Origin of the sequence: Nitrosomonas sp. Nm132 (assembly GCF_900100485.1) — a bacterium.
Lineage (GTDB): Bacteria > Pseudomonadota > Gammaproteobacteria > Burkholderiales > Nitrosomonadaceae > Nitrosomonas.
In genome coordinates this window covers 1-26,315 of the sequence record NZ_FNDH01000002.1, presented here as the reverse complement: position 1 = coordinate 26,315, position 26,315 = coordinate 1, and the positions used below count along the sequence as shown (strand labels likewise).

Genomic DNA, 26,315 nt, shown 5'->3' with positions numbered 1-26,315 from the left:
TGAGTTCTATGCCAGGAACTAGCCAACAACCTGGCCCATTTTGAAAATAGGTAAGTACATTGCGATAACCATCCCTCCGATGAGTGTGCCAAGAACTACCATGATAATCGGTTCCATCAAACTTGAGAGGGCTTCCACTGCATTATCTACTTCGGCTTCAAAGAAATCAGCGATCTTGCTTAACATGGAATCCAGTGAGCCAGATTCTTCTCCTATCGCTACCATTTGTAGAACCATATTGGAAAACACGTTTGTTTTTGTCATCGCATTTACCAGACTACTTCCCGTACTAACTTCTACCTGAATATTTTTAGTAGCATCAAAATAAACATGGTTTCCTGCAGCGCCAGCGACTGAGTCCAATGCTTCAACCAATGGGACACCTGCAGCAAACATGGTAGAAAGTGTGCGAGACCAGCGTGCAATGGTGGCTTTCCTGATAACATCCCCAAAAATAGGTAATTTCAAGACAAGTTGGTCCATGATCCGTTGCATAGTATTTGAGCGCTTCCATGCATAAAAGAAAGCATAAAGGCTAAGCCCTATCCCACCAAAAATTGCCCACCAGTAATCGACAAAGAAATCCGAGATAGCCATGACCATCAGCGTTGGAGCTGGGAGATCAGCTCCAAAACTATGAAATAATTCTTTGAATGCAGGAATGACGAAAATCATGATAACTGCTGTAATGATAAAAGCAACAACAATAATTGATATGGGATAAAACAATGCAGATTTGATTTTTCTCTTGATCGCTTGAATTTTTTCCTTATAAGTCGCTAAGCGATCCAGCAAGTTGTCAAGAATACCGGCTGCTTCACCTGCTGCAACAAGGTTACAAAACAGGGAATCAAAGTAGAGCGGGTATTTTCGAAATGCATTTGCTAGACTATTCCCGGTTTCAACATCCATTTTTATATCCATCAACAGTTTGCCAACCGCACGGTTACTGTGTCCCTTACCTACGATATCAAAAGCTTGTAACAGGGGAACGCCAGATTTCATCATGGTGGCGAGTTGACGCGTAAATAAGGTAATGTCTTTGTCACTGATTGTGCCATTCGATTTGGTTTTGGTAACTTTAGTGGCGCGGATGCCTTGACGGCGCAGTGCAGATGTGACGACGACGGCACCTGCTGCTCGCATTTCCCCTTTAACTACTTTGCCAAATCGGTCTTTGCCTTCCCATGAGAAACTAATTTCCTTGATTTTCTTATCTGGACGTGCCGCCACAGTTGACATAACAACTCCTTGTTAACCCAATTTTATTAATATTTCCACAATATTTTAAGAGCTGATGCGCTTACTGATTTCATTAAGATAGCGCCAGAAATGGATTGATTCGATATTGGGTTATAACGACAATCGTTATAGATTTGCTTAGATTTAAATTTGAATGATTCTGATTAAATTCTATTCGTAGAGCGAATTACATCACTGTAAGTGTTCATTGAGGTTGTAGAAAATTTGTTTTCCTCTTTCCTCTAGCCCGAATATTTCATAAATTCGCGTGATGATCACGCAAAATTTTGATTAATAGGGAAGTTTTGAGAAAGAGTGGTGTGGTGACTCATACACCCGACTGAGCAAAATCTTTCTTGTTAATCAAAAGGCAAGTGAGGGCACGTGCCAATTTATGAAATATTCGGGTTATAACAAGCGCAATTTGCGCATGACAGTAGAAGGCATGTTGTATCGAATGCGGGCTGGTTGCCCGTGGCGAGACTTGCCGAAGGCATAATCCAAGGCTGCACTAGTGTGGGTACGGTGGATGAGGCATCCAATCATCTTGGATGCGCAAGCCCATGGCCCAGGTTCTGAACAGGCGTTCTTAATGGCTGAGGGTGAATGCTGCAGAATCTTTGTGCAACGCTGTCACTGCGATTGCAACCGATGCAGGCTATCACTCTGAAGTCAACGTAAAAGGTTTAGCACACATAGATGCGTACATTTCCCGACAACGGCTACCGTCAATATGATGAACGTTATACTGGTCAGGCTGCCTACAAAAGTAAGCATGATCCATTATGGAATAAAGCTGAACAGGAAAAGAAAGCCTCGTGTTTTACCGCTGCGAATTTTCAATTAGCTGACGATCACAACCATTGCACCTGCCCGGCAAGTAAATGCTTATACCGTAATGATTGCGGTCATGCGCCTAAGGGTTATATTGCTATCCGGCTTCGCGCCGCTGCACAGGATTACGTGCCTGCGAGCGACGTGATGAATGTCTGTGCGTACGCTAAAAAAACACACGCGCATTTTTGCGGGATAAGCAGCCAAGCCGGAAAGTCTCCTCGACAAAATTTGGTAGTTTACCAAACAACAAACGCTTAAATCGTTCTACTTTAGTAGCATCACTTCGTTAGATTCATGTTGGATTGTCTTAGTGATACCGATAGCGACGGTAGGATAAAGTAGTTTGATACGTAGCTCTTGTTTAATGCGATTATTTGTCAAGCGCCGTGATTCATTCATAAATGACATTAGGTTAGGCGATATATATTTATTTGCCTGATAGCGAGGAATCCTTGGGGGGCGTGGCAAACCAAAGTAATCAGCTACAAGATCAAAATAGTCACCCATTTTTAAATGGGAATCATCACTCGCGTGGTAGACTCTGCCTGATTTTCCATGATGAAGTGCGGCAGCAATGATGCGAGCAAGATCATCCGCATGGATATGATTGGTATAACTGTCTTCATCTGCTGAAAGTACAGGTGTATGTTGCTTTAGGCGTGCAAGAGGCAGGCGATCAGCTGCATAAATTCCAGGCACGCGGAGAATGGAAACCTGCACATCGTTGCGTAACCCCCAATTTCTAATTTGACTTTCCGCATTAACGCGTCGCCATGCACGTTCATTAGTTGGGTTGAGTGGATGGTTTTCACTTACCCAGCTACCCTGGCAATCACCATATACCCCACTGGTACTGATATAGATTAGCCGATGTGGTAGTATTCTTCTTTTTGCTAAAGTCCCTCGAGTCAGAGCTGCTAACAGATGGGTCGTACGTGGATCTTTTAAACCATAATTGGGTGGTGGGGCTAAATGGAGTACTGCGTGTGCGATTCCCGCTAGTTTATCAAGACTGGCGGGCTGATCAAGATCACCGAGTATGGGTGTGATTGCGTGGGTACGTAACTTGCAGATATTTTCCGGTTTTCGACATAAGCCTAGTAGCCGGTAGCGTTTATGTAGTAATGGCGCCACACGGAAGGCGACCTTACCACATCCTACAATCAAAAGCGTTTTTTTCATTATTACTTATATTATCAATAGTTTTTCGTTTACTCACAAGAAAATGCCGTACCAAATCATTATTAAGCCGAGTAATCATATTTTTACTGTAGAGCCTGACGAAACGATACTTGGAGCTGCGTTGCGGCAAGGGCTTTCACTTCCTTATGGTTGTCGTAACGGCTCATGTGGAGCATGTAAGGGAAAAATCATACAGGGTATTGTTGATTATGGCAGATATAATCAAGAGACGCTCACTGATGCCGAGAGGCAGCATGGCGTGGCACTATTTTGCTGTGCTCAGCCGTTGTCTGATTTGATTATTGAATGCCGTGAAGTAGATGCTATCAAGGATATTAAAATCCGGATAATGCCAAGCCGTGTACATAAATTAGAACGTGTTGCGCCTGATGTAATGATCATTTACTTGAAATTACCTACAAACGAGCGATTACAATTTCTGCCTGGTCAATACATCGATATTCTATTGAAAGATGGAAAGCGTCGAAGTTTCTCGTTGGCAAACGCACCGCACGATGACGAGTTTTTGCAGATCCATGCTCGTAACTATCCTGGAGGCGTATTTTCGGAACATGTTTTCTCGCATATGAGAGAGAGGGATATTCTTCGTTTCGAAGGCCCACTAGGCTCTTTTATGCTACGTAATAACTCGGTTGATATCCCGATCATTTTTCTTGCGAGTGGTACTGGCTTTGCCCCTATAAAAAGCATGCTCGAGCATATTTTCTATACTAAAAATATTCATGAGCATAACAGAAAAATGACGCTTTACTGGGGAGTACGTACGAAGGCAGATCTTTATCTGGAGAAATTAGCAAAAGAGTGGGAACAACAACATAAAAACTTTACTTTCATTCCGGTATTGTCGAATGCACTACCTACAGATAACTGGATCGGTAGAGCAGGATTGGTTCATCAAGCTGTCCTTGAGGATTTCGAGAGCTTGGTAAACCATCAAGTATATGCATGTGGTTCACCGCTCATGATTAGAGCGGCTTATCAAGATTTTACACAGCTAAGAAATCTGCCAGCAGATAGCTTCTTCTCTGATATATTTGCGCCTTCAACCAATACTCCTCCTGTCATATAAATTTAAGTGTTCAATTTTTTTAATGTGAATCCTAATCCTTGCTGATAATGATCCGCAGCTAGCTCATGTTTATCTAGCTTTTCGAATAATTGCGCTAAGGCAAGATGAGCGGCACGGCTTGGCTCGATCGATAAGCTCGCTTCCAGATAGTTCTGCGCCTTACCCCATAATTCACAGTAGGTGCATAATTTCCCTAGTGTTAGTAATAATTCAGCATTATTGGGATGCTTTCTTAGCCAACCTTCCGCTCGCTGGATTTGCCAACTTACACTGCCATCTAAGCATTTTCCATAAAGTGAAATTAGCTCGGGATCTGGTCTTGTATCAATGCTTTGTTCGATAATTTTTTGAGCGATTGATACCTCATTCAATGCCATATAAGCGCGAGCTGCAGTTGCAGCTAATCTACTATCGAGTTTTTCTGTGGGAGGTAAGTTGCTCCAGTATTTATTAAGTAATTCTAGATTCGATCCATTTTTCTTGATATTTTCTAGATGAGCGCGATGCTTGATTTGTTCAGTCAGTGTCTTATCAAAGGGATGGCGCTTCTCAAGAATATCTGTCAGCTCCAGGACTGCAACCCAGTTTTGGGCCATCTGTTGTGCTTTTAATTCCAATTGAAGAACGGCGGTACTTTGTAGTCCGCCCGTTGAATAAAGGGACTGTAAGGCGCTTAAGGCTTCTTCATGGCGTCCCTCTTCAAGTAATAGTTCTGCTTGAGTTACAAACCTTAATGCTCTTTCCTGAGGGGCCTTCGCTTCTGAAGCATCTAGATATTTGTCACGCTGCAAGTAATTTGCTTGTTGATGTGCTGCACGTGCCGCAATAGCAGCGCTAATCGCGCTAATGAGAGGGGGGCTTTTTAGTTTTAATACTGCAGCAGCAGCTTTTTCGGCTTTATCATATTGTTCTTCAAAAAAAGCTTTTAGAGCAGCGAGCGTTGTTTCATTTATTTTCTTCTGGTTTAAATGTTTATTCAATCCCAATACTTTTATAATAAGCCTGAGTAGCAGATAGAAAATAAAGAAGGCAGCAATCAATAAAACGGCGAAAATATTAATCGTAAGTTCAATTCTGTAGGGCGGCACTACAAATAATACAGAACCATTGTCATATTGGGCGGCGATTACAACAGCGACCGCCGCAGCAAACAGGGTTAACACCCAGAGCACCAATTTCATTCACCCTCTCCTTATTGTATTAGCTGATAATTGCGTACTGTATCAAGATGTTTGAAGCATTTGACGTTGCTCCGCCAATTGTATAACTATGTAGTTGATTTAATTGGCTGAGTAAGTCAATGACAGACCCTGCCTGTTTGTCATAATGGCGATTGATCCAATTGATCACTGTTTCTAGATTTTTCTGGAAGCTTGTTTGATCATGGGAAAGAAGGGAAATTTGCGCCAGTACTAGCTGTAGTTTTATATTCTCTTGTAAGAGTTTGCGCTGAGAAGGAGATAACAATTCAATTTCTGGATTGCCGATCTTTTGGACAGTGATAAACTGTTGAAGATCTTGCCAAGCATCATTTATGAATTTATACCAGCGATTATTTTGTGGTGGTATGAGCTGTTCCAGCGAAAAATCAACTTTAATCAAATGAGTATCCATTGCAAAGGGGAGTGCATCAATCTTTTCAATCAGATTCAAGAGTTTTTCTATCATTTCTTGTTGATCTTGAGATGCAATAACCTCAACACTTAGCTTATTAAGCTGCTTTTGGTTTTTTTCCTTAGCTACTTGTACTTCAGCAATAAGCTGACGTGGTTTCTTGCCAAAAAAATCAACATTGCTCATGTATTCAGCTATGGATCGTTGAATACCAATGATGTGGTCCCGCCTATCCACCCATTGCCATGCCAAGATAGCAATTGTTATAAAAATAATAAAAAATAGGATTGATGTGATTCGGTATGATGATTCTGGTGGAGCCGTTTTAATCTCTCTATTCATGATTTTCGAGAAGTTATGTTTGATTTCTAATTGACAGGAAATGTTCCAGCAATCCCTGTACTAATCCATCATCTCCAGCGGCGGTAACATGCACGTTTGTAAGCCCAAGTTCTTTTGCAACATGAGCGATTCGTTCATGAGCAGTAAACAAAGGCGTTTCTTTTAGTAATTGTTGGCCAACTTTACCCGCCATGTCAAATAAATTATGCAACCCTTCACTGCTTGTTATTGTGACAGCGTGTAATGCATTATTTGACCAGTGATTTAACAGTAAGGAGGTGTCTGTTTTGGGCTTATCACGACGATAGCATTCGATGTATTCTAATCGAGCGCCTCGTTGAACCAATGTATCACCTAATAATCTTCGCCCCTTGTTCCCACGAAAAATAATAATGTGTTTATTCAGTACCTGCTGTAATTCCGCCATCTCGAGCAAGGCTTCACTGTCATGGCGATGGGTAGGTACAATGATGTCGTTTACGCCATACTGTCTGAGCTTGTTAGCGCTTCCTTCTCCTACCACGGCGATTTTCAGGTTGGGTGGTAATGTTCTGCTGGCCTGGATCAGGCGCATTGCTTTATCCACAGCGTTTGGGCTGACAAAAATGGCCAGGTCAAACTCAGCGAGGCGGTCAATAGCTTTTAGAAGTGACTGGGGATCCTTTGTATCCGATATTTCCAGGACGGGAAGTAGTACCGGGTTGCCACCCATTTCCTTAATTTTGTTAACCAGATAGGTGGCTTGATGTGCCGGACGTGTGACTAAAACATATAATCCTGAAAGTGGTAGCGTTTCAGACAAGTTGCACCTTTAATCATGAGATTGTGCTAGGGTAGCTAAAATTTCATCAGCGCCTTGTGCCTTCAGGTTCTGTGCCAATTGCTGTCCAAGGGCAACACCTGCTTCCGGTTTACCGCATAATTCATCGCTGATCATTTTTGTTCCATCGGGATTGGCTACAAAACCACGTAAAGTGAGTACACCATCTGTGATTCCTGCAAATCCTCCTAGCGGCACTTGGCAGCTTCCCCCCAGTATGCGGCTCATCGCCCGCTCTGCTTCAACACAATATGCTGTCTCAGCATGATGTAATGGTTGCATCAGTAATGCCAGGTCAGCTCGGTCGTTACGGCATTCTATGCCGAGCGCCCCTTGTCCTACTGCGGGCAAGCTGACTTCAGGTTCGAGTAGTGAGGTAATCCGGTAAGTCAGCCCCAGACGTTTTAGTCCAGCCGCAGCCAGAATGATGGCAGCGAACTGGCCCTCATCCAGTTTCCGTAATCGCGTTTGAACATTTCCGCGCAAGGGCCGCACTTGCAAATGCGGAAAACGTGCGCGCAATTGAGATTCTCGCCTTAGGCTGGAAGTTCCAATTATGCTGCCAGCTGGTAATTTATCAAGTTGAGCATACTGATTTGAAACAAAAGCGTCACGAGGATCTTCGCGTTCAGTGATGGCTGCCAGCATGAACCCTGGTGGCATGTTCATCGGCACATCTTTCATGGAGTGAACTGCAATATCTGCACGACCATCTTCCAGTGCTTGTTCGAGCTCCTTGATAAATAATCCTTTGCCGCCAATTTTTGAGAGAGAGATGTCAAGGATTTGATCACCTTGTGTGGTCATGCCAAGTATGTTGATTTCGGTTTGCGGGTATAATTCGTATAACTGCTCCCGAATAAAATTTGCTTGCCACATGGCAAGAAGACTTTCCCGTGAAGCAATGGTAATTTTAGAAGGAGGGGTAGATGAATTTGACATTGATCTTAATATGAAAAGATTGCAAAACTTTCAGATACTAATCATTTTAGCATGGCTGGCTATAATATGGCTTATAGCATGCATGAATAACCAGGGTTTTATTAGAGGGGAGAGACATTGAGATGAGTTCCGACGCCGGCGTAAGCGATTATTCTGACAATAGTGTGGGTGAGGAAAAGGATAAGCCTTTACGTGATGACATTCGTATGCTTGGACGCATGCTGGGGGATACTTTACGGGAGCAGGAAGGAGACGCGACGTTTGAATTGGTCGAAACCATTCGTCAAACGGCAGTGCGCTTTCGTCGTGAGCAGGATCCTAAAGCGCGGCAGGAGCTAGACGCGATTCTGAATCGATTAAGCAATAAGGCCACTATTGCCGTGGTTCGTGCATTTAGTTACTTTTCACTGCTTTCCAATATTGCGGAAGATCTACATCATAACCGTCGCCGGCGCGCTCATTTGTGTCAAGGATCTTCACCTCAGCCTGGTAGTGTCACCCTGGCGCTGGAACGTGTGCTGGCAAGTGACATAGATAACGCTAGCTTGAGTAATTTTTTTGATAAAGCAATGGTGTCGCCGGTATTGACGGCTCATCCTACAGAGGTTCAGAGGAGAAGCATACTTGATTGTCAGTTGACTATTCAGCGTTTATTGCAAGAACGCGATCGTATCCAGCTTACTCCTAACGAATTGCGCCACAATGAAGAAGTGTTGCGTGCTGCCATTCAGATTTTATGGCAAACCCGCATGCTACGATCAGTACGCCTTACCGTTCATGATGAAATCGAGAATGGCCTAATTTACTACAGCTACACCTTCCTGAGTCAGGTGCCTTATATTTATGCAAAGATCGAGGATCTGCTTGAGCGACATATGAAGGGAAATGCTCCTCGTGTCGCATCTTTTCTGCGTATTGGAAGTTGGATAGGTGGAGATCGCGACGGAAATCCGTTTGTGACGCATCAGGTCATGTTGCATGCAGCAGAGCGCCATGCAGCGCTGGTGTTGGATTTTTATATGGACGAGGTTACCAAGATTGGGCGGACCATGAGCTTGGCTGAGCGTCTAATCAACGTAACTGACGAACTTGAGCAATTAGCGGCGGCCTCGCCGGATATTCCTGCCAGTCGCATCGATGAGCCCTATCGGCGAGCCTTTCTTGGTATTTATGCGCGGCTAGCTGCAACCAGCCAGCGACTTGGGCTTGCAGTGATGCAACGGCAGCAAGTTGATCCAACGGAACCTTATGCAGATAGCGCGGAGTTTGTTCATGATCTTGATACCGTGATCAATTCACTCAAGCAGCATAAATCGGATTGGTTGGCGCGGGGAGCGTTGCGGAATTTGCATCGGGCTGCCGACGTGTTTGGATTCCACCTGGCGCCGCTGGATATGCGGCAGCATAGCAAAGTGCATGAGCAGGTTATTGCAGAGTTATTTGCGCGAGGCACGCATCGGAATAATTATCTCGAGCTGTCGGCGGCTGAACGTAAGGAATGGTTATTAGCGGAAATCTGCAGCTTACGGCTACTTCATTCACCCTATTTAAGTTATTCCGACGCAACACAAGGCGAGTTGCGGATTTTGCAGATGGCAGCAGAAATCCAGCGCTGTTTTGGTCACGCCGCGCTGCCGAATTATATTATTTCCATGGCCACGGGCGTCGTCAATGTGCTGGAGGTGGCGTTATTATTAAAAGAAGTTGGTTTACTCCAGGCTGGCGAGAAGCCGCAGCTGGGTCTCAATATTATTCCTCTGTTTGAAACCATCGAAGATTTGCACAGTTGCAGCAGTATCATGGATGAATTATTTTCGTTGCCATACTACCGCAAGCTGTTGGATTCTCGCGGGAATGTGCAGGAAGTGATGCTCGGTTATTCGGATAGCAACAAGGATGGCGGTTTTCTTACATCCAACTGGGAAATATACAAAGCTGAAATCGAATTGACGAAAGTGTTTGCCAAGCATAAGGTGGAACTACGCTTGTTTCACGGACGGGGCGGCACTGTGGGACGGGGTGGAGGTCCTAGCTATCAAGGGATCTTGGCGCAGCCACCGAAAAGCGTTAATGGGCAGATACGGTTGACTGAACAAGGCGAGGTGGTGGCGAGCAAATATACGGATCCTGAAATAGGCCGGCGCAATCTTGAAACGCTGGTCGCCGCAACGATTGAGGCGACATTACTGAGCCAGGATGTCATTCAGGAAAATGCGCCCCGCTATTATCAAGTGATGGAAACACTCTCATCCCATGCATTTGCTGTCTATCGGAATCTGGTATATGAAACGCCGGGTTTCAAGCAATTTTTCCAGGAATCCACCCCGATTCGGGAAATTGCTGGATTGCATATCGGCAGCCGGCCTACCTCCCGTAAACCTTCTGACCGGATTGAAGATTTACGTGCCATACCATGGGTGTTCAGCTGGAGTCTCAATCGCACGATGCTTCCCGGATGGTATGGTTTTGGCTCGGCGGTTGAAGCATTTGTTCAGCAAGAGCAACTTGAAGCAAAAGGATTAGCATTGCTGCAGGAAATGTATCGCAATTGGCCATTCATGCAAACATTGTTGTCGAACATGGACATGGTATTGGCAAAAACCGATATGGGTATTGCTTCACGATACGCTGAATTGGTTACCGACATTACACTGCGGGAGCAGATTTTTGGGCGTATCCAGACAGAGTGGGAGCGTAGCATAAAATGGTTGTTTGCAATAACGGATCACACCGAGTTGCTGCAGGAGAATCCTACTTTGTCACGTAGCATTCGTATTCGTTCGCCTTATATCGATCCGCTTAATCATTTGCAAATTGAATTGCTGCGCCGTTATCGTGCGGGCGATGATGTAGAGCAAGTACATCGCGCCATTCATCTTACGATCAATGGCGTCGCAGCGGGGCTTAGAAATAGTGGCTAAGGTTATGACGTTCGCAGTAACAAGGATAAGAGAGCTAATGATTAAAAGTTTATTCTGTTAATAGTCAAATCAGGAGAGGGATATCCATCATGCAATATCGTACCCCGCAAATAGACATCACCCCGGTTGGAAATGAGCATGCACTCCCTTCTCCGGATCGGCCGCCGTGGTTAGGATCAAAGAGACTCATGATTTTTATCATTGCGTTCCCAGTCTGCGCCTTAATTACGCTGAGTTATGTGTTTAGCCGCCCAGCAATTTATCTTAGTTACGCTACCTTGCTAACGGTAGCTGAAACGGCTATTGATCAAAGAAGCAGTGATGCTGATATCCAGCATGTTGCTATTCAGAAGCAGATACTTTTTGGAGCGGAATTGCTAGCTGAAACAGCAAAACGACTCCAATCACATCACGATCTTGAAGGTAATGCCAGTAATTTAACCGTTGCAGACATTCGTAACATGCTGGATGTAAGATCTGTAGTCAATACTAATTTAGTAGAGATGGTTGCTGAAGGATCCGAACCCGATATTCTTCCAGCGCTCATCAACACTTGGATAGATGTTTATCTTCAGGCAAGAGCTGAAGAAATCTCCAGATCCATGGGTACCACAGCTCAGATGCTTCAAGCTGAACTGGCAGGATTATCCGAAAAAATTAATCTAAAGCGTGCTGAACTAGAGCAATTCAGGGAAAACAATAATATCCTTTCATCGGGGCGCGAAGAAAATGAGGCATTAGCGCGATTAAAAGGGCTGAATGATTCATTGAATAAAGCAAGTGAAGAAGAGGTCAAGGCAAAAGCAAAGCTCGACTCGATCAAGAAAGCAATTTCCCGGGGTCAGACAGTTGTTCCCAAGGAAGATACGCGGACGCTCAGTTTGCTTGAAAATCGCGCCCAGGAGCTGCGAGAAGAATTGGAGGAGCTAGACAGGCGTTTTACTCGCGAATACATGGCATTAACCCCCTCTTTGAAGGTCATTCCAGAAAAATTGGCTAATTTGCAAGCAGAAATAGAGCGTATGCGTAAAACAGGCCAGGATATTGTTATTTCCGAAGCAGAGCAAGAGTATGTGGCGGCTAGACAAACAACCCAAGCTGTCCGTGAGCAACTTGAAGAGCATAGAAGAAAAGCGGCTGAGTTCACAGCACGATTTGCTGAACATGAAGCACTGAAAAATGATCTTGAGGGAATGGAGAAACTCTTTCGTGAAGCACAGGAACGATTAGTGCAAATTGAAACCAAGTATGCTGGCAAGTATCCTCAAGTCAATGTTGTTGAATGGGCATTCTTGCCGCATAACCCCATTAGACCGGATTATCGACGAGATGCGATTATTGCCCTTGTGGGTTCGTTATTATTTGCTCTTTTTTGTGTGTGGATGGTCGAATTTTTAACTCGTAGAGAACGGGCAAAACTAGCGATCAACCTGTCAGGCATTCATGTATACGGTAATGAAGACTCTTCCCGCGAAGCGATTGATCGATTGCAGTTTTCGCGAGAAACTCTGGCGCAATCACATCAATATGCGCTCAAGCGTCCCCTAACAAGGGAAGTATCCCCGGGACGGATCGATGCGCTTCTCGGGACCGCAAATAAAAAAGAGCAGCAGCTGGTGGCATTGTTATTGAGTGGACTAACCTTGGAGGAGATTGCTGCCCTGCAAGCTGTGAATATCGATCTTGAGAATGATGCGCTGGTAATTAGCGGCACCTCTCCTAGGAAGATTCCATTAAATCCTTTGCTAAAAACACTGTACCTTGAGGTAGGGTATTGTCTAGTGAGTCCATCCGGACAGGTGCTTACCCGGGATGATCTGGCAGCGTTATTGACCTGCGCCATTGTTGATGCAGGGATGTCAGTTGCAGATGACATCTCGGCAGCTTCGCTTCGTTATACCTATATTGCTTATCTAGTTAGACAGGGTGCTCGTCTCTCAGATCTTGAAAAAATCGTAGGTTATATCTCGCCGTCTGAGCTATCCACTTACAGCATGTATTCTCCAGCAGGTTCCAAACGAGAGATTCATGAGATCAATTTACTTTACCCTATGCTGGTGCAGCACAAGAAATGAAAGTTTGTGAATAAATCTGTTGTGGATCCTGATGTCTGCATTGAGCAGTCTCGTGTCTTCGGTTTATTTATTTGATATGTAGTATGACCAAAACGCATTGCTGTGTTCCAATCCGCCATGTTCTCGGAAGACCGTTCGTCGCAGGTTTTTTACATTTTTACAGACTCAAGATGGTTTTGGTCGTTACCTAGTAGTGCTTTGATCAGCTTAGATTCAATATCGTGATATTGTGGATTTTGATTCCGAGAAGTAGAAGGCTTATACCATGCAGGGTTCTGCTGAAGAATGCTGATAATATCAGGCCAATTATGAGGTAATTTTCCTGAAGCAGAGGTGGCGGCAGTATCGATCTGGTCTGCACGGTATGCAGCATGACCACGATGCATCAGTTTTGCCAGCAATTGATACTGGCGTAGATAGAGTATTTGTAGCGTATTTTCATCTACACACAACCATTGCGTGCCTTGAATTTTTGCTTTGATCTCCTTGCCATAGCGTTTGAATGTTGACCAGCCAGTGCCCGCGATCGCACCTAGGGCGCTGGCTGCACCTAAACTTAGTCCGCCTACCATCAAATCGATTCCTGCTCCTGCTGCAGCACCTTTGAGCGCAGCACTCCCAACATCAAGACCATATGACTTGAGTACGCCGGGAGCGAATATATCAAGCTGCCATCGGCCATTACTGACAGGGATTTTTTGGAGAGCGATGTCTTTTTCTGAGAAATTAAAAATGGCTAGCAAATCCCCCAGACAACTTTGCTCAGCTTTTCTTACGAAGTCTTTTAATTTCTGAGCAGCGGCCAAATTTACAGTGCTATTGCTCTGACTACATTTGCTCTCACGATAGCAGGCAATAGACACAATCAGATCAACGATGCGCTTGGCGGCTGATAGGCAAAGTTGATCCCATACCTTAGCCCGATGGTTGATGAGTTTTTGCAATCTGTCATAGTGTAACTCCACCAGACTCTGTATTTTCTGATACAACCGCTTCTCAGCTTCAAAGGAAAACGCAACAGTGTCGAATTCTAGCGAGGCATGAATATTAAAAGCGGCCAGTTTCTTGCGCCAGATGGCGAGCTCTTCTGTATGTTCAGCAATAAAATTGAAGATCGGGATGATGGGTTTCATTGCTTTGCTGAGTATCTCGATCTCAATCAGATACTTCTCCAATACAGGCTCACGCACATCGATAACGTACAGCAATACATCACTGCGTAATACTTGCCTAATTACCTTGGCTTCTTGCTCTAACGGATCATCGATCGGTGTGGTTGAGATGAACTTTTCCAATATTTCAGCTGCTGAAAGTGATTTATGCTGAGAGCTGATTGATTTAAGTTGCCTCGATAGCGCATGAGAATCTTCGATGCCCGGGGTGTCATGTAAATTAAGTATGGCTTCATTGCCAGCAAAAATAGTTGCACGCTCAACATGACGAGTGGTTCCTGCGCCATCTTCAATTTTGCCAAATTGAGTGCTTCGCAACATGGTGCGAATCAGCGAGGTCTTGCCCGTATTGGTGTGACCCACAACTGCAATATTCAGCAATGAGTAAATATCCTGGAGTGATGCCTCGTTTGCTACTTTCATAGTTATTGAGTGATAACGTGTTCAGCAGAGATGGCGCATGCCTCAGCCATTCTAAACCATGCGAGTTTACGTGTGTCTGCAACGGGAATAGCTGCGCGACTGCGCAATAAAATCAGCCAGACTTCCCCCGAGGTATTGGCGATCAGCTCCCTGATAGTGCGCTGCACTCCTCGATCGGGTAGTCGATGAGCGGCCACACCAATCAACAACGAGCCATCAAATTTTTTGATTACTTGGGCGGCTTCCGAAAATGATGTCTGATCGATGACGTTTTTGCTACAGCTCATACCATTTGGCCAGATGATATGATCATCAAGTTCAATGCCAATTGCGAGTGCATTCTGCGGTATTCCCCGGCCAAGTTGTCGAGGAGCAGTAATCGTTTTTTCTATGACTATTTGGGGATCTGCATCAATGACGCTCGACTCGAATTCGTGCGCCATTAAGCGTTGCCGTAAAGTAATATAGTAAGGTAAATAAAGATCCAGCTTGAAACGATGCTCAACCAGTTTTTGCATTAATACAGAAACCAGCAGTAATGCCAGGCGAGGTAGAATACCGTAGAGTAATAAGGCACCTAACAAAAATTTGGCCCATGCGCTTCTTGTTTCTGCATCTTGTATAGCCGCACCCACTCGGCTTGCCGCAATCTGGTAGCTATCCGGGGGAATCAATCCAAAAAATTCCATGGGCTTGCTCAGCAATTGAGTCAGTTCGGGCAGGCTGCTTTCTGGCAGCAATGTAGTTCCCCAAATGAAGTCGTATTGCTTCGCCATCATAAGCAGTATTAATAAGGCCATACCGGTCGCCAGATAAGTCAGCCAGAATTGATGAGTGAGCACGCTGATCCGCCATTTGCCGACCGCACCAGTCAAACAGGTTTCCCACCAGCCACGTGCTGCAAGTGAAGAAATCGAGTCACTTTCCTTTTCCTTGTGACGATAGGGCAACCAGCAGACCAGCTGAGCGATGACTCCTGCGCTCAATCCTTGTAAATTGAATGAGATGCCTGTCATCCATAGCATGATGGAAATCAAATTGAAGCCGAGTAAAACTGCTAATAACCAGTATATGTTCAACGTTGAGGATTCGCCTACCGCATTAGCTGCTGCTAATGCGCCCAGAATCGCAGCGACGATCAAACTTGCTCGGCTGGCACGAATAAATAGTTTTTGGGGGTGTTGTAATGTTGTCGCTAGCGCATTGTCCTGAATCAGATGCCGAGCACGGATTGTTAGTCGTTTTAGAAAAACAGTGTAATTGAAATCAGTGGCGGCATGAGTTTCCATCTCAGCGATACTTGTGTATGACAGTGCTTCTGCTTTGCTCGTTTCAATGTGGCGTAGTTGCTCTAAACGAACCAGATCAGAGAACGTATTATTTTTTATTGTCATAACGGTTGATTTCAAAGAATGGAAGAACAGAGTGTTGTTCCTCTTGATCTGTTAACCTGATTATAGCGTCATGTAGCCATACTTCTAAAGGTAAATGACAATCGATTAAATTGAGTTTGAAGAAAGTGAACGTACTTATTTCCTTATACAAAAGCATTTAAAAGTACAATCAGAAGAAAGGAGTCAATGGAAAAAAGCTACAATTAGCAGTAAAAGATTTGTTATCACCAGAAAGGTTATTGTCATGAAACCAGTTGCAATTTTCAGATTTTTTCCTATCGAAGGACCTGGCTATTTTGCCACATTTCTCGATAACAATCATATTCCCTGGCAGCTAATCAGCGTCGATCAAGGAGAGTGTCTTCCTGCTGATATTAATCTATTTAGTGGTTTGGTTTTGATGGGAGGTACCATGAGTGTCAATGATAATTTGCCCTGGATTGAGCTTGTGCTTGCCCTGATCAAGCAAGCGGTAGCTAATGATGTGCCTGTATTGGGGCATTGCCTGGGTGGACAACTCATGTCCAAGGCGTTAGGAGGTATTGTTGAGGTTGGCCCTATTAAGGAATTGGGTTGGGGAAACGTCGACGTGGCAGATAATCCGGTTGCCCATGAGTGGTTAGGGGATTTAAAGGAATTTGAATCATTTCACTGGCATGGGGAAACATTTTCTTTGCCTGCTGGGGCAATATTACTGCTTTCCAGCGCTTACTGCAAAAACCAGGCGTTTGCATTGGGGATCCATTTGGGGATGCAGTGTCATGTGGAGATGACAGAAGACATGGTGCGCAGCTGGAGTAAAGTCAATGCTGCAGAAATTGCACAGAACTTGACGAGTCCCGCAGTCCAGTCAACTGAGACAATGCAAGCGAATCTGGCGTCCCGAGTATCAATACTGAATACCGTTGCCGACCGACTATATGGCAAATGGATCTGCGCATTGAAAAACTGAAGCCCCCTTGTTCTGAGCTCAATGTATCGTTTTTTTTAGTTAACGCAGCTTAGTAATCAGAAAATCTCATTTTTAGTGTTGCTGTCGTATGAGGTGGGCTGGCGCTATTGAAGCAGGGGGTCATCAGGACAAGGTTGTTCAAGCCTCCGTGGGAGCCAAGATAATGCCGGCTAATGGTGGGAGGGTGATCACGAGGGAGTCTGCAAATTCTAACCAGGGTTCGCCGGTCGTGTTGATCCGGCCAGCATTGCCCATATTACTGCCGCCATAGTAAATTGAGTCACTATTGAATAGTTCTTGATAGGAGCCGCCAGAGGGAACGCCTATACGGTATTTCATGCGTGGCACCGGTGTGAAATTCAACACAACTAGTCTAAATGAGCCATCTTGCGCGCGACGCAGGTAGCTAATCACCGATTGGTCCGCATCGTGACAGTCGATCCAGTTAAATCCTTCCATGAAAAAATCAAGCTGGTGCAATGCGGGTGTATTCAGATAAAGAAGATTCAGATCGCGCAATGCCATCTGTACGCCACGATGAGACTCATGTTCCAGTAAATACCAATCGAGCTCTTTGCTAATCTGCCATTCAGTTCCATGGGCAAACTCGTTACCCATGAAATTGAGCTTTTTGCCAGGGCAGGTCATTTGGTAGGTAAATAACAAACGCAAGTTGGCAAATTTCTGCCAGCCATCTCCCGGCATTTTGGCTAACAGTGACCCTTTGCCATGCACGACTTCATCGTGCGAGAGCGGTAGTACAAAATTTTCGGTATAGGCATACAGTTGGTTAAAAGTCAACTCATTATGATGATATCGCCGGTGGATAGGATCATGTTTCATATAAGTGAGCGTGTCATTCATCCAGCCCATATTCCATTTCATGGAAAACCCCAATCCCCCCACATAAGTCGGACGTGATACCGCTGGCCATGCAGTGGATTCTTCCGCCAAAGTTATAGCACCGGGAAACTCTTCATGTACCATGATATTTAGCTCATGCAGGAAATCGATCGCATCGAGATTTTCCCGGCCACCGTATTTATTAGGCAGCCATTCTCCTGATTTGCGTGAGTAATCGAGATAGAGCATCGAAGCCACCGCATCAACACGTAATCCATCGAGGTGAAACACATTTAGCCAGTAATGTGCGCTCGATAGTAAAAATGATTTCACCTCGTTGCGCCCATAGTTGAAGATAAACGTTCCCCAGTCCTGATGAAATCCTAAACGAGGATCTTCGTGTTCATACAAGGCAGTGCCGTCGAAGCGAGCTAAGGAAAAGGCATCTTGGGGAAAATGGGCGGGTACCCAATCCAGGATGACCCCTATGTTCGCTTGATGACAGGCATTCACAAAAAATTTGAAGTCTTCCGGTAAGCCATAGCGACTTGTTACTGCAAAATAACCTGTTGTCTGGTAGCCCCAGGACTCATCGAGTGGATGTTCTGATATCGGCAATAATTCAACATGTGAATAGCCCATTTCGAGTAAATAGGGAATCAAGTGCTGAGTAAGCTCACGATAGGTATAGAAACGTCCATCTGGATGCCGCTTCCATGAACCTGCATGGACCTCATAGATGTTCAGTGGCGCATGTAGCCAGTTCCAGTTAGCGCGTCTTTGCATCCAGTCTGTATCCCCCCAGACAAAATTTTCTAAAACTGGCGCATAAGCTGCATTACTGGGACGCAATTCATAGTAATTCGCGTAAGGATCGGTCTTGGCCAGGATCTCACCGGTATCACGATTGCGGATCTCATATTTATAAAGTGCGCCGCTTGGCAAGTCAGGAATAAATAATTCCCATACGCCGCTATAATGATGGGCTGCCATCGGATGAACCCGTCCATCCCAACGATTGAAATCACCAATTATGCTCACGCGTTCTGCATTGGGTGCCCAGACCGCAAAGCGAATACCGGCAATTCCATCAATGGTTGCTAAATGCGCGCCTAACGTTCGATAAGCCTGGCGCAGGTTGCCTTCATTAAATAAATACAAATCATGATCGGAAATTTGCAAAGGAAAAGCATAGGGATCGTGCAGTTCACGCACGGTAACGGTCCCTATTGCGGTATTTTCCTCGACCCGGAGCAGATAGGGGTGTGCAGGGGGTATTTTGCCATGCCACTCAAAGATGCCATCATCGTGCATATCGGTCATCAACTCAAAGCCGCCAGATGTTTGGATCCAAATGTTAGTGGCGTACGGCTGGAATACTCTTACCAACGCATCATCCTGTTTTTTATGCTTGCCTAAATAAACAAATGGATTGTGTAATCGTGCAGCCAGCAACGTTTCTCGCAATGAATCAATTTTTGCGTAGGTAAATTCTGATTTCATAAGCTCGGACCGTAATTAACGTACCAAACTGAGACTAGTATGTCTGGAAATGATGATTAAGATCAAGTAAGATGAGATAGTGTAAATACAAAAGACTGCATAGTGCAATTCATATTCTAAAGCAGCGAAGCCTGTTCGTGGTAAATATGTAGTACGTTTACTGGATTATTTTTTCTGTACTTTGTTGTTCGCTTTATGGTTGATGCACTGGTATCCATACTGTTGTCAAGTAGATGGATATTCTCAGATCGGGAGATATTGGATGCTTACACATAATGCGCTTGCATTAATACTGGCAGGTGGCCGCGGCAGTCGCTTGCACCATCTGACAGATTGGCGCGCTAAACCAGCCGTTCCGTTTGGTGGTAAATTCCGTATTATAGATTTTCCCCTTTCCAACTGTGTTAATTCAGGCATTCGGCGTATTGGGGTGGTTACTCAATATAAGGCGCAGAGCTTGATTCGCCATATCCAGCGGGGCTGGAGCTTTCTTGATGGACGATTCAAAGAATATGTCGAGCTTTTTCCAGCGCAACAGCGAACTGAAGAGACGTGGTATCAAGGTACAGCAGATGCTGTTTTTCAGAATCTTGATATCCTGCGTTATCATGGTCCTAATCATGTTCTGATTTTGGGCGGTGATCATGTTTATAAAATGGATTACAGTAGAATGCTTATCGAGCATGCAGAAAGAGGAGCGGACATAACGGTTGCCTGCCTGGAGGTGCCTGTGGAAGAAGCCACGGCTTTCGGAGTTATGGCTGTAGACGATAAATGGCATGTTACTAATTTTACTGAAAAACCTGACAATCCTGCGCCCATACCGGATCAACCAGATCGTGCGCTGGTTAGCATGGGTATTTATCTGTTTAATGCATCTTTTCTGTTTGAGCAATTGATCCGCGATCACGATGACAGCTATTCATCTCATGATTTTGGTAAGGATTTGATTCCCTACCTGGTCAGGCATCATCGTGTTTATGCGCATCGCTTCCAGAGTAGTTGTGTCAATATGGCTGCCGGTGTTCCTTACTGGCGCGACGTGGGTACTGTGGATGCTTACTGGGAAGCCAATATCGATCTCACGACAGTAACGCCTGATCTTAATCTGTATGATGAAGACTGGCCGATCTGGACTTACCAGGAACAATTGCCGCCCGCCAAATTTGTTTTTGATGATCATGATCGACGTGGGCATGCGCTTGACTCCATGGTTTCAGGAGGCTGTATCATTAGCGGTGCAACCATCCGGCGTTCATTATTATTTTCCAATGTCCAGGTTCGCAGCTACGGAACTGTCGAGGACTCGGTCATACTTCCCAATGTGGATATAGGCCGGCACGTGCATTTGAGGCGAGCGGTGGTTGAAAAAAACTGCGTCATTCCAGAAGGATTGAAAGCTGGATTCGATCCAAAAGAGGATAGTAAGCAGTTCTATGTAACGAAGAAGGGGATAACACTCATTACCCCGGAAATGCTGGGGCAATGCATCCACCAAATTCGTTAAGGAAGATCTGGAGAGAATGAGTGGAAGGTAATTGCGAACCTGGGCTCAAGGTATGTGTCATAGCAACAGAATGGATGTTGTATTCCATGTAATGTGGCAATCTGGTGGCTTTACCATCAGATTTTTCTTGAGTAATAGATAGCTGGTTATTTAGGTCATGAAACCACTGAGTCTTGTTTTATTATGGCATATGCATCAGCCCGATTACCGGGACCATGAAACAGGAGAGTTTATGCTGCCGTGGGTATATCTGCATGCAATCAAAGATTATACTGACATGGCGCACCATCTAGAAAGACATCCTCGTGTCAAAGCGATTGTCAATTTTGTGCCAATATTGCTGGATCAACTTGAAGATTATGCTCAGCAATTTGCACAGAAAAAAATACGTGATCCGTTATTGCGCTTGCTTGCTACTCCTGATCTGAATTTGATCACGGTGAGTGAGCGCTTACGTATATTGCACAGCTGCTTCCAGAGCAACCACATGACCATGCAGAAACCTTATCCAGCCTATCAGCACCTACATGATTTGTATGATATGTTGAAAGAACACGGGGATATGGATTTGATCTATGTTTCAGGTCAGTACTTGGCTGATTTGTTAATGTGGTACCACCTCGCATGGACAGGTGAAAGTGTGCGTCGGAGCCATGAGGTCGTAGTGCAGCTTATGACGCAAGGCAGAAATTTCAGTTATGCAGACCGAATGCAATTGTTCAGTCTTATTGGAGAGCTTATCCAGAAATTGATTCCGCGCTACCGTGAACTTGCTGCATCGGGTCAAATCGAATTGTCCACTACTCCTCATTTTCATCCGCTAGCTCCCTTGCTGATTGATTTCTCATCAGCTTGTGATAGCCTTCCTGATGCTACTTTGCCCGCTAGTCCAGCTTATCCTGGAGGGCGTGAACGCATTATGTTCCATTTGAAATCGGCCATGAGCAGCCATAAACAGCGCTTTAAAGTTCAACCAACCGGTGTATGGCCTGCCGAGGGGGCCATATCAAAAGCCTTGCTGAATATCCTGATGGAATTGGGTTGTCAGTGGAGTGCCAGTGGCGAGGGTGTATTGGTTAACAGCTTGCATAAATCGTATCCAGATCAATCTTTGCCGGATCGTGATCACTATCTTTACCGTCCCTACCGGGTATCTGATGAAAAAGACGGTATATTGTGCTTTTTTCGTGATGACAAATTATCCGATATGATCGGATTCGAATATTCAAAATGGTTTGGGCGTGATGCAGCAGAAAATTTTGTTCATATGCTGGAAAAAATTCATCATGAGGTGCAATCGATCCCGTATCCGGTTGTAAGTGTCATTTTGGATGGTGAAAATGCCTGGGAATCTTATCCTTATAATGGTTACTATTTTCTCAACGATCTTTACGAATTGCTTGGAAATCACTCGTTCATTCAAGCCACTACTTATCGCGACTACATTGGGAATTTAGTTTATACGCAGACTGAAATCAAAACTTTACCCGCACTATCTGCAGGAAGCTGGGTTTACGGCACCTTTTCGACCTGGATAAGTGATCATGACAAAAATTTAGCCTGGGATCTATTATGTGCCGCTAAACAGAGCTATGATCTTGTTATGAAGAGTGGGCGTCTAACTGAGGAGGAAAGATCTTTGGCAGAACAGCAACTTGCTTCATGTGAGAGCTCAGACTGGTTCTGGTGGTTTGGTGATTATAACTCTCCACAAGCAGTTGCTAGTTTCGATCAATTGTTTCGCAGAAATCTTTCTAACCTCTATCATTTGCTAAAACTGCCTATACCAGCAACTGTGCTTGAGCCCATCAGTCATGGTGGACGATATGCTGAAGTAATTGAAACGATGCGACGCTCATCGTAAATCTAATCAGATTAAGATGGGTTGTGATATAAGTATATGAACTATATCAGTAAAAAATACTGAGTGGATTAGTAATCCTAAATTATTTATAGCTAAATGAGTAAAACTTAGTGACATCTCAATCTATATCTTTACTTTTTGGTGTTCATGCGCATCAGCCAGTGGGTAATTTTGCTGAGGTTTTAGTCGATGCGCATTTGCGTTGCTACAAGCCCTTCTTGCAGGTTTTGTATCGTTATCCAGATTTTAAGTTTGCTCTCCATTTTTCTGGCTGGTTACTTGATTTCTTGTTTGAGCATTATCCCGATGATATGGATTTGCTGCGCGATATGGTCATACGGGGGCAAGTGGAGCTTTTCGGTGCAGGAGAAACGGAACCGGTATTGGCGGTTATTCCAAATCGGGACCGTATCGGACAAATCGAGACTTTTTCCAAGAAACTGGAGAAAAGATTAGGGCGGCGTCCTCAAGGTGCTTGGCTTACCGAGCGAGTTTGGGAGTCAACAGTAGTGCCCGCGTTGGTGGATTGCGGTATTCGCTATGCAATCGTAGATGATTATCATTTTATTTGTGCAGGTAAAACCAAAGCAGAACTCAATGGTTTTTTTACTACCGAGGAAGATGCTCGTACGCTTGATCTTTTTCCTATTTCCGAGATGCTTCGTTATAAACTGCCTTTTTCTCCAGCGCATGAAGCAGTGACTTATATCGAATCCCTGGTTGAAAACTCAGCGATAAACAAATCCGTTGCTGCAATTTATTTTGATGACATCGAGAAATTTGGCATCTGGCCTGAAACCTATCAATGGGTATACGAGAAAGGTTGGCTTGAGCAATTTATTCAGGGCGTGCTCGCTTCTTCTAAAATTCTTCCTCGGCACTATCGTGATTATCATGCATCAGAGAAAACATGCGGAGTAATCTACCTTCCCACCACCTCTTACATTGAGATGAATGAGTGGACTTTACCTGCTGAGACAGCTAATGCCTATGCTGATCTGGTCTATCAGGCAAAATCAGCTGGTTGGTATGAGCATAACAAATCGTTTCTACGAGGAGGTATCTGGAAAAATTTTTTTTCCCGCTATCCAGAATCGAACTGGATGCACAAGCGTATGTTATGCCTTTCTGCTCGTTTTGCTGCCCTGCCAGAAATGCAGCGCTCTGATGTAATGAGGCAAAAACTGTATGCTTCACAAGCTAATGATGCTTATTGGCATGGCTTATTTGGTGGTCTGTATCTTCCTCATCTACGACGTGCTATATACAATAATATCATCGAGTTAGAGGCTTTGTTGGATGCCTGTGCACCACGTCCTGCTTTTTTCATCGAAGATACCGATCTGGACGGCGTGGAAGAGGCTTATTTGCACAATGGAATACTTCAGGCTGTAGTCAAGCTCGATGGAGGTGCCAGCATTTGTGAGTTCGATGCCTATCTACTCAAGCATAATTTTGGTGACACGTTGCATCGCCAGATAGAGCACTACTATTGCGGAATACGGTTGGATGCGCATGATATACCCAGACACAGCGATGCAGGTATTGCTTCTGCGCATGATCGGACCAATTTCAAGCACCACATTACTCCCTCTGACTTGGAAGTTGACAATCATGCGCAAAACTTATTTTTGGATAGCTTAAATGGAATATCGCTGATTTATCAACTCGAGTCACATGATGATTGCCGTATCCGTTTCCAGTCCAATACCGATCAATGTCAAATAGTTAAGGAGTTTGAGCTTGCCGGGAACCGTTTATTGGCTTCATATAGCTTGTCAGGAAACTTGATGGGCTATCTGGAAACTGAATTAAATTTAGCTATGCCTAGTTGTGATGGTCCGGGCGGGTGCTATATAAAAGGCGGGACAACCGTATTAGGAGGTTTTGGGCAATTTCTTGATCTTGCCGATGTGACCGACATTAGTCTGGAAGACAGTGCGCTGCAGGGAACATTGACACTTGATGCGTCTGTGCCAGTCAGATTATGTGCCCGGCCCCACTTCACTGTGTCTCAATCAGAAGGGGGATATGAAAAGATTATGCAAGCTGTTAAGCTGAAATTGATCTGGCCAACTGCAGCGCGACAGTTAATCATCGCTCTGGAAGTCAAGAAAGGGTAGCGTTCGGAGAACGGCATTAATATACGAGAGCCATAACATTAGTTTGTATCGAAAATATCTGGGTGTTGCCTAATTTATAGTTATAGTTTTTTCCAAAAAAGCAATGCTTAAGAAGCTGTCTGGAGAAATGATTTCCATTAGAATCAATGACTCTTTGATGGCAGGCTAAGAGATGTCATATAAAACGGGTATAAGTGATGAGGAATGGAACTTGATGAAAAGGAGTTTGATCCAGTCAGCAAGCGCGGCAATAACCATAAATATACGAAAAGAACCATTGTGAACGCCATCTTGTATGTCGTTAAAAGCGGTATCTAGTGGTAGCTGATGCCAAATGTTTTCCTCCCTGGCAGGCTGTGGTTATACCGCCCAGTAGTTATGGCATCATTGATGCCCCAAGCAAGCGTTAAAATGCCGTATGCTAGTAAAAAACGAGGCATCGATGACGGCAAAAAGTTGAAGATCACAAGCGATATATTGTGGTAGATATTCTCGGCAATTTACTCCATATTAAATGCATGTTGCCAACCTGGGCGATATCAAGCGTGCGCGTGGAGTGCTAAAAGGTGTTGTTGACAAATGCTCTTCACTCCAAGCATTCTCAGGAGATGCCGGTTGTTGAGGAACAGCAGTTGACTTTGCAGTTAATAAGCTAGATCCTGCACATTTCGGAGAGAATCAAGGGAAGATGGGCCATTTTGCCGAAGCGGTGGGTGGTTAAACGCACGTTCTCCTTGGTTGGGTAACTTTCTTTCGCCGTTTATCAAAGACTTCGAGATTCTGCGCGGCACTGCCGAAAATATGGTTCGAATCGCCATGATGAAAATAGCATTTGCAAAATGCGTCCAATGTTTTGCCAGACAGCTTCTAAGCCAATCAAGAAAGGCTCCAGATTAGCAAAGAACTCCGCCATCTTACTGCGGCGTAACTGCTTACGCAGCACGGCCTTGCCATGTTCATCCACACCGTGGATCTGAAACACCTCTTTTGCCAAATCAATACCTATGGTTGTAATCTTCATGTCGGACGCTCCTCTCTGTTTTAGTGGTCATTGCATTGCACCACTACTTTGGCACTTTGATGCCGTTTTAGGTGGTGGGCGCCCATTCCATTATCTTTAACATCATGCTACCAATTTTTGCTGTGCCATAATATTCATGGGACATCATTTTTATTCTTGATTTCCCTGTAATTGGGGGATGTTTATTCATTGAATCCGAATTAATGGCGATCCATCAAGTATTGCGAGTCAACTCAGTGCTCAGTAGAACCAAAAAAACTAGTCATTTAGCGAGAAATTTGCGCGTGAATTGATAATGGAAAATGCTAATACGCCCTAATAAAATGATTTATCTTCAGACAACCTGATCTCGGAGCATCCCTCGTTTTTAAAGCATTCTAAAGAACAAATATAAATCAATCGATTACATGTGCCAGGGGAGGAGATACAAAAATAGGCAGTCAAACAA

The 26,315-nt window shown here is 44.5% G+C and carries 17 protein-coding genes and 2 pseudogenes; 9 read left to right on the top strand and 10 right to left on the bottom strand.

Going from position 1 to position 26,315, the window contains the following annotated elements:
* Nucleotides 1-18 precede the first annotated feature (18 nt).
* Nucleotides 19-1,242, bottom strand: coding sequence for a type II secretion system F family protein (locus tag BLP80_RS01015; protein ID WP_090539269.1), 1,224 nt, complete (start codon nt 1,240-1,242; stop codon nt 19-21).
* Between the two features lie 394 nt (nt 1,243-1,636).
* Between BLP80_RS01015 and BLP80_RS01010 the strand changes: the two are divergent.
* Nucleotides 1,637-1,738: pseudogene (locus BLP80_RS01010) on the top strand (transposase); the annotation flags it as partial.
* Between the two features lie 203 nt (nt 1,739-1,941).
* Entirely contained in the window at nt 1,942-2,337 is a 396-nt protein-coding gene (locus BLP80_RS01005) for a hypothetical protein (RefSeq protein WP_090539267.1), read from the top strand.
* Nucleotides 2,338-2,343: 6 nt separating this feature from the next.
* On the opposite strand, the gene BLP80_RS01000 is transcribed toward BLP80_RS01005, so the two are convergent.
* Nucleotides 2,344-3,261, bottom strand: a complete 918-nt coding sequence (locus BLP80_RS01000; protein ID WP_090539266.1) for an SDR family oxidoreductase — start codon at nt 3,259-3,261, stop codon at nt 2,344-2,346.
* 43 nt (nt 3,262-3,304) lie between these two features.
* On the opposite strand from BLP80_RS01000, the gene BLP80_RS00995 reads away from it, so the two are divergent.
* Nucleotides 3,305-4,351, top strand: a complete 1,047-nt coding sequence (locus BLP80_RS00995) for a CDP-6-deoxy-delta-3,4-glucoseen reductase (RefSeq protein WP_090539264.1) — start codon at nt 3,305-3,307, stop codon at nt 4,349-4,351.
* Nucleotides 4,352-4,353: 2 nt separating this feature from the next.
* On the opposite strand, the gene BLP80_RS00990 is transcribed toward BLP80_RS00995, so the two are convergent.
* The 4 genes from BLP80_RS00990 to hemC are packed head-to-tail and all read right to left on the bottom strand — an operon-like array spanning nt 4,354 to nt 8,069.
* The gene (locus tag BLP80_RS00990; RefSeq protein ID WP_090539262.1) at nt 4,354-5,532 is read right to left on the bottom strand and encodes a heme biosynthesis HemY N-terminal domain-containing protein; all 1,179 of its coding nucleotides are present in this window, start codon (nt 5,530-5,532) and stop codon (nt 4,354-4,356) included.
* Nucleotides 5,533-5,551: 19 nt separating this feature from the next.
* Nucleotides 5,552-6,307: a uroporphyrinogen-III C-methyltransferase gene (locus BLP80_RS00985; protein WP_090539259.1), complete on the bottom strand. Its 756-nt coding sequence runs from the start codon at nt 6,305-6,307 to the stop codon at nt 5,552-5,554.
* A gap of 13 nt (nt 6,308-6,320) precedes the next feature.
* Entirely contained in the window at nt 6,321-7,109 is a 789-nt protein-coding gene (locus BLP80_RS00980) for a uroporphyrinogen-III synthase (RefSeq protein ID WP_256324904.1), read from the bottom strand.
* 9 nt (nt 7,110-7,118) lie between these two features.
* Nucleotides 7,119-8,069: a hydroxymethylbilane synthase gene (hemC, locus tag BLP80_RS00975; RefSeq protein WP_090539257.1), complete on the bottom strand. Its 951-nt coding sequence runs from the start codon at nt 8,067-8,069 to the stop codon at nt 7,119-7,121.
* Nucleotides 8,070-8,191: 122 nt separating this feature from the next.
* On the opposite strand from hemC, the gene ppc reads away from it, so the two are divergent.
* Nucleotides 8,192-10,990 carry a phosphoenolpyruvate carboxylase gene (ppc, locus tag BLP80_RS00970; RefSeq protein WP_090539255.1) on the top strand — a complete coding sequence of 933 codons (2,799 nt, stop codon included), beginning with the start codon at nt 8,192-8,194 and terminating at the stop codon, nt 10,988-10,990.
* A gap of 89 nt (nt 10,991-11,079) precedes the next feature.
* Nucleotides 11,080-13,065: a GumC family protein gene (locus BLP80_RS00965; RefSeq protein WP_090539253.1), complete on the top strand. Its 1,986-nt coding sequence runs from the start codon at nt 11,080-11,082 to the stop codon at nt 13,063-13,065.
* 149 nt (nt 13,066-13,214) lie between these two features.
* On the opposite strand, the gene BLP80_RS00960 is transcribed toward BLP80_RS00965, so the two are convergent.
* Together BLP80_RS00960 and BLP80_RS00955 are read right to left on the bottom strand one after the other, a co-directional pair.
* Nucleotides 13,215-14,660 carry a DUF3482 domain-containing protein gene (locus BLP80_RS00960; protein ID WP_090539252.1) on the bottom strand — a complete coding sequence of 482 codons (1,446 nt, stop codon included), beginning with the start codon at nt 14,658-14,660 and terminating at the stop codon, nt 13,215-13,217.
* 2 nt (nt 14,661-14,662) lie between these two features.
* Entirely contained in the window at nt 14,663-16,054 is a 1,392-nt protein-coding gene (locus tag BLP80_RS00955) for a DUF2868 domain-containing protein (protein ID WP_090539250.1), read from the bottom strand.
* A 244-nt stretch (nt 16,055-16,298) separates the two neighbouring features.
* Between BLP80_RS00955 and BLP80_RS00950 the strand changes: the two genes are divergently transcribed.
* Complete coding sequence (locus BLP80_RS00950; RefSeq protein WP_090539248.1) at nt 16,299-17,006, top strand: type 1 glutamine amidotransferase; 708 nt, start codon at nt 16,299-16,301, stop codon at nt 17,004-17,006.
* Nucleotides 17,007-17,144: 138 nt separating this feature from the next.
* Here BLP80_RS00950 and glgB read toward each other — a convergent pair whose 3' ends face one another.
* Nucleotides 17,145-19,352 carry a 1,4-alpha-glucan branching protein GlgB gene (gene glgB / locus BLP80_RS00945; RefSeq protein WP_090539246.1) on the bottom strand — a complete coding sequence of 736 codons (2,208 nt, stop codon included), beginning with the start codon at nt 19,350-19,352 and terminating at the stop codon, nt 17,145-17,147.
* 262 nt (nt 19,353-19,614) lie between these two features.
* Here glgB and glgC point away from each other — a divergent pair, with 262 nt between their 5' ends.
* The 3 genes from glgC to BLP80_RS00930 all read left to right on the top strand — a co-directional run bounded on the left by glgC (nt 19,615) and on the right by BLP80_RS00930 (nt 24,846).
* Entirely contained in the window at nt 19,615-20,859 is a 1,245-nt protein-coding gene (gene glgC / locus BLP80_RS00940; protein ID WP_090539244.1) for a glucose-1-phosphate adenylyltransferase, read from the top strand.
* Nucleotides 20,860-21,016: 157 nt separating this feature from the next.
* On the top strand, nt 21,017-22,723 hold the full coding sequence (locus BLP80_RS00935; RefSeq protein ID WP_090539242.1) for a glycoside hydrolase family 57 protein: 1,707 nt from the start codon (nt 21,017-21,019) through the stop codon (nt 22,721-22,723).
* A 110-nt stretch (nt 22,724-22,833) separates the two neighbouring features.
* A complete protein-coding gene (locus tag BLP80_RS00930; protein ID WP_090539240.1) occupies nt 22,834-24,846 on the top strand; it encodes an alpha-amylase/4-alpha-glucanotransferase domain-containing protein in 2,013 nt (670 codons plus the stop codon).
* A gap of 862 nt (nt 24,847-25,708) precedes the next feature.
* On the opposite strand, the pseudogene BLP80_RS15050 reads toward BLP80_RS00930, so the two are convergent.
* Nucleotides 25,709-25,867, bottom strand: a pseudogene (locus tag BLP80_RS15050) (IS110 family transposase); the annotation flags it as partial.
* Between the last annotated feature and the right edge of the window lie 448 nt (nt 25,868-26,315).

What these genes read in the sequence shown, in the direction of transcription:
- BLP80_RS01015 (WP_090539269.1), bottom strand. Translation starts at nt 1,242, where the DNA reads ATGTCAACTGTGGCGGCACGTCCAGATAAGAAAATCAAGGAAATTAGT.
- BLP80_RS01005 (WP_090539267.1), top strand. Translation starts at nt 1,942, where the DNA reads ATGCGTACATTTCCCGACAACGGCTACCGTCAATATGATGAACGTTAT.
- BLP80_RS01000 (WP_090539266.1), bottom strand. Translation starts at nt 3,261, where the DNA reads ATGAAAAAAACGCTTTTGATTGTAGGATGTGGTAAGGTCGCCTTCCGT.
- BLP80_RS00995 (WP_090539264.1), top strand. Translation starts at nt 3,305, where the DNA reads ATGCCGTACCAAATCATTATTAAGCCGAGTAATCATATTTTTACTGTA.
- BLP80_RS00990 (WP_090539262.1), bottom strand. Translation starts at nt 5,532, where the DNA reads ATGAAATTGGTGCTCTGGGTGTTAACCCTGTTTGCTGCGGCGGTCGCT.
- BLP80_RS00985 (WP_090539259.1), bottom strand. Translation starts at nt 6,307, where the DNA reads ATGAATAGAGAGATTAAAACGGCTCCACCAGAATCATCATACCGAATC.
- hemC (WP_090539257.1), bottom strand. Translation starts at nt 8,069, where the DNA reads ATGTCAAATTCATCTACCCCTCCTTCTAAAATTACCATTGCTTCACGG.
- ppc (WP_090539255.1), top strand. Translation starts at nt 8,192, where the DNA reads ATGAGTTCCGACGCCGGCGTAAGCGATTATTCTGACAATAGTGTGGGT.
- BLP80_RS00965 (WP_090539253.1), top strand. Translation starts at nt 11,080, where the DNA reads ATGCAATATCGTACCCCGCAAATAGACATCACCCCGGTTGGAAATGAG.
- BLP80_RS00960 (WP_090539252.1), bottom strand. Translation starts at nt 14,660, where the DNA reads ATGAAAGTAGCAAACGAGGCATCACTCCAGGATATTTACTCATTGCTG.
- BLP80_RS00955 (WP_090539250.1), bottom strand. Translation starts at nt 16,054, where the DNA reads ATGACAATAAAAAATAATACGTTCTCTGATCTGGTTCGTTTAGAGCAA.
- BLP80_RS00950 (WP_090539248.1), top strand. Translation starts at nt 16,299, where the DNA reads ATGAAACCAGTTGCAATTTTCAGATTTTTTCCTATCGAAGGACCTGGC.
- glgB (WP_090539246.1), bottom strand. Translation starts at nt 19,352, where the DNA reads ATGAAATCAGAATTTACCTACGCAAAAATTGATTCATTGCGAGAAACG.
- glgC (WP_090539244.1), top strand. Translation starts at nt 19,615, where the DNA reads ATGCTTACACATAATGCGCTTGCATTAATACTGGCAGGTGGCCGCGGC.
- BLP80_RS00935 (WP_090539242.1), top strand. Translation starts at nt 21,017, where the DNA reads ATGAAACCACTGAGTCTTGTTTTATTATGGCATATGCATCAGCCCGAT.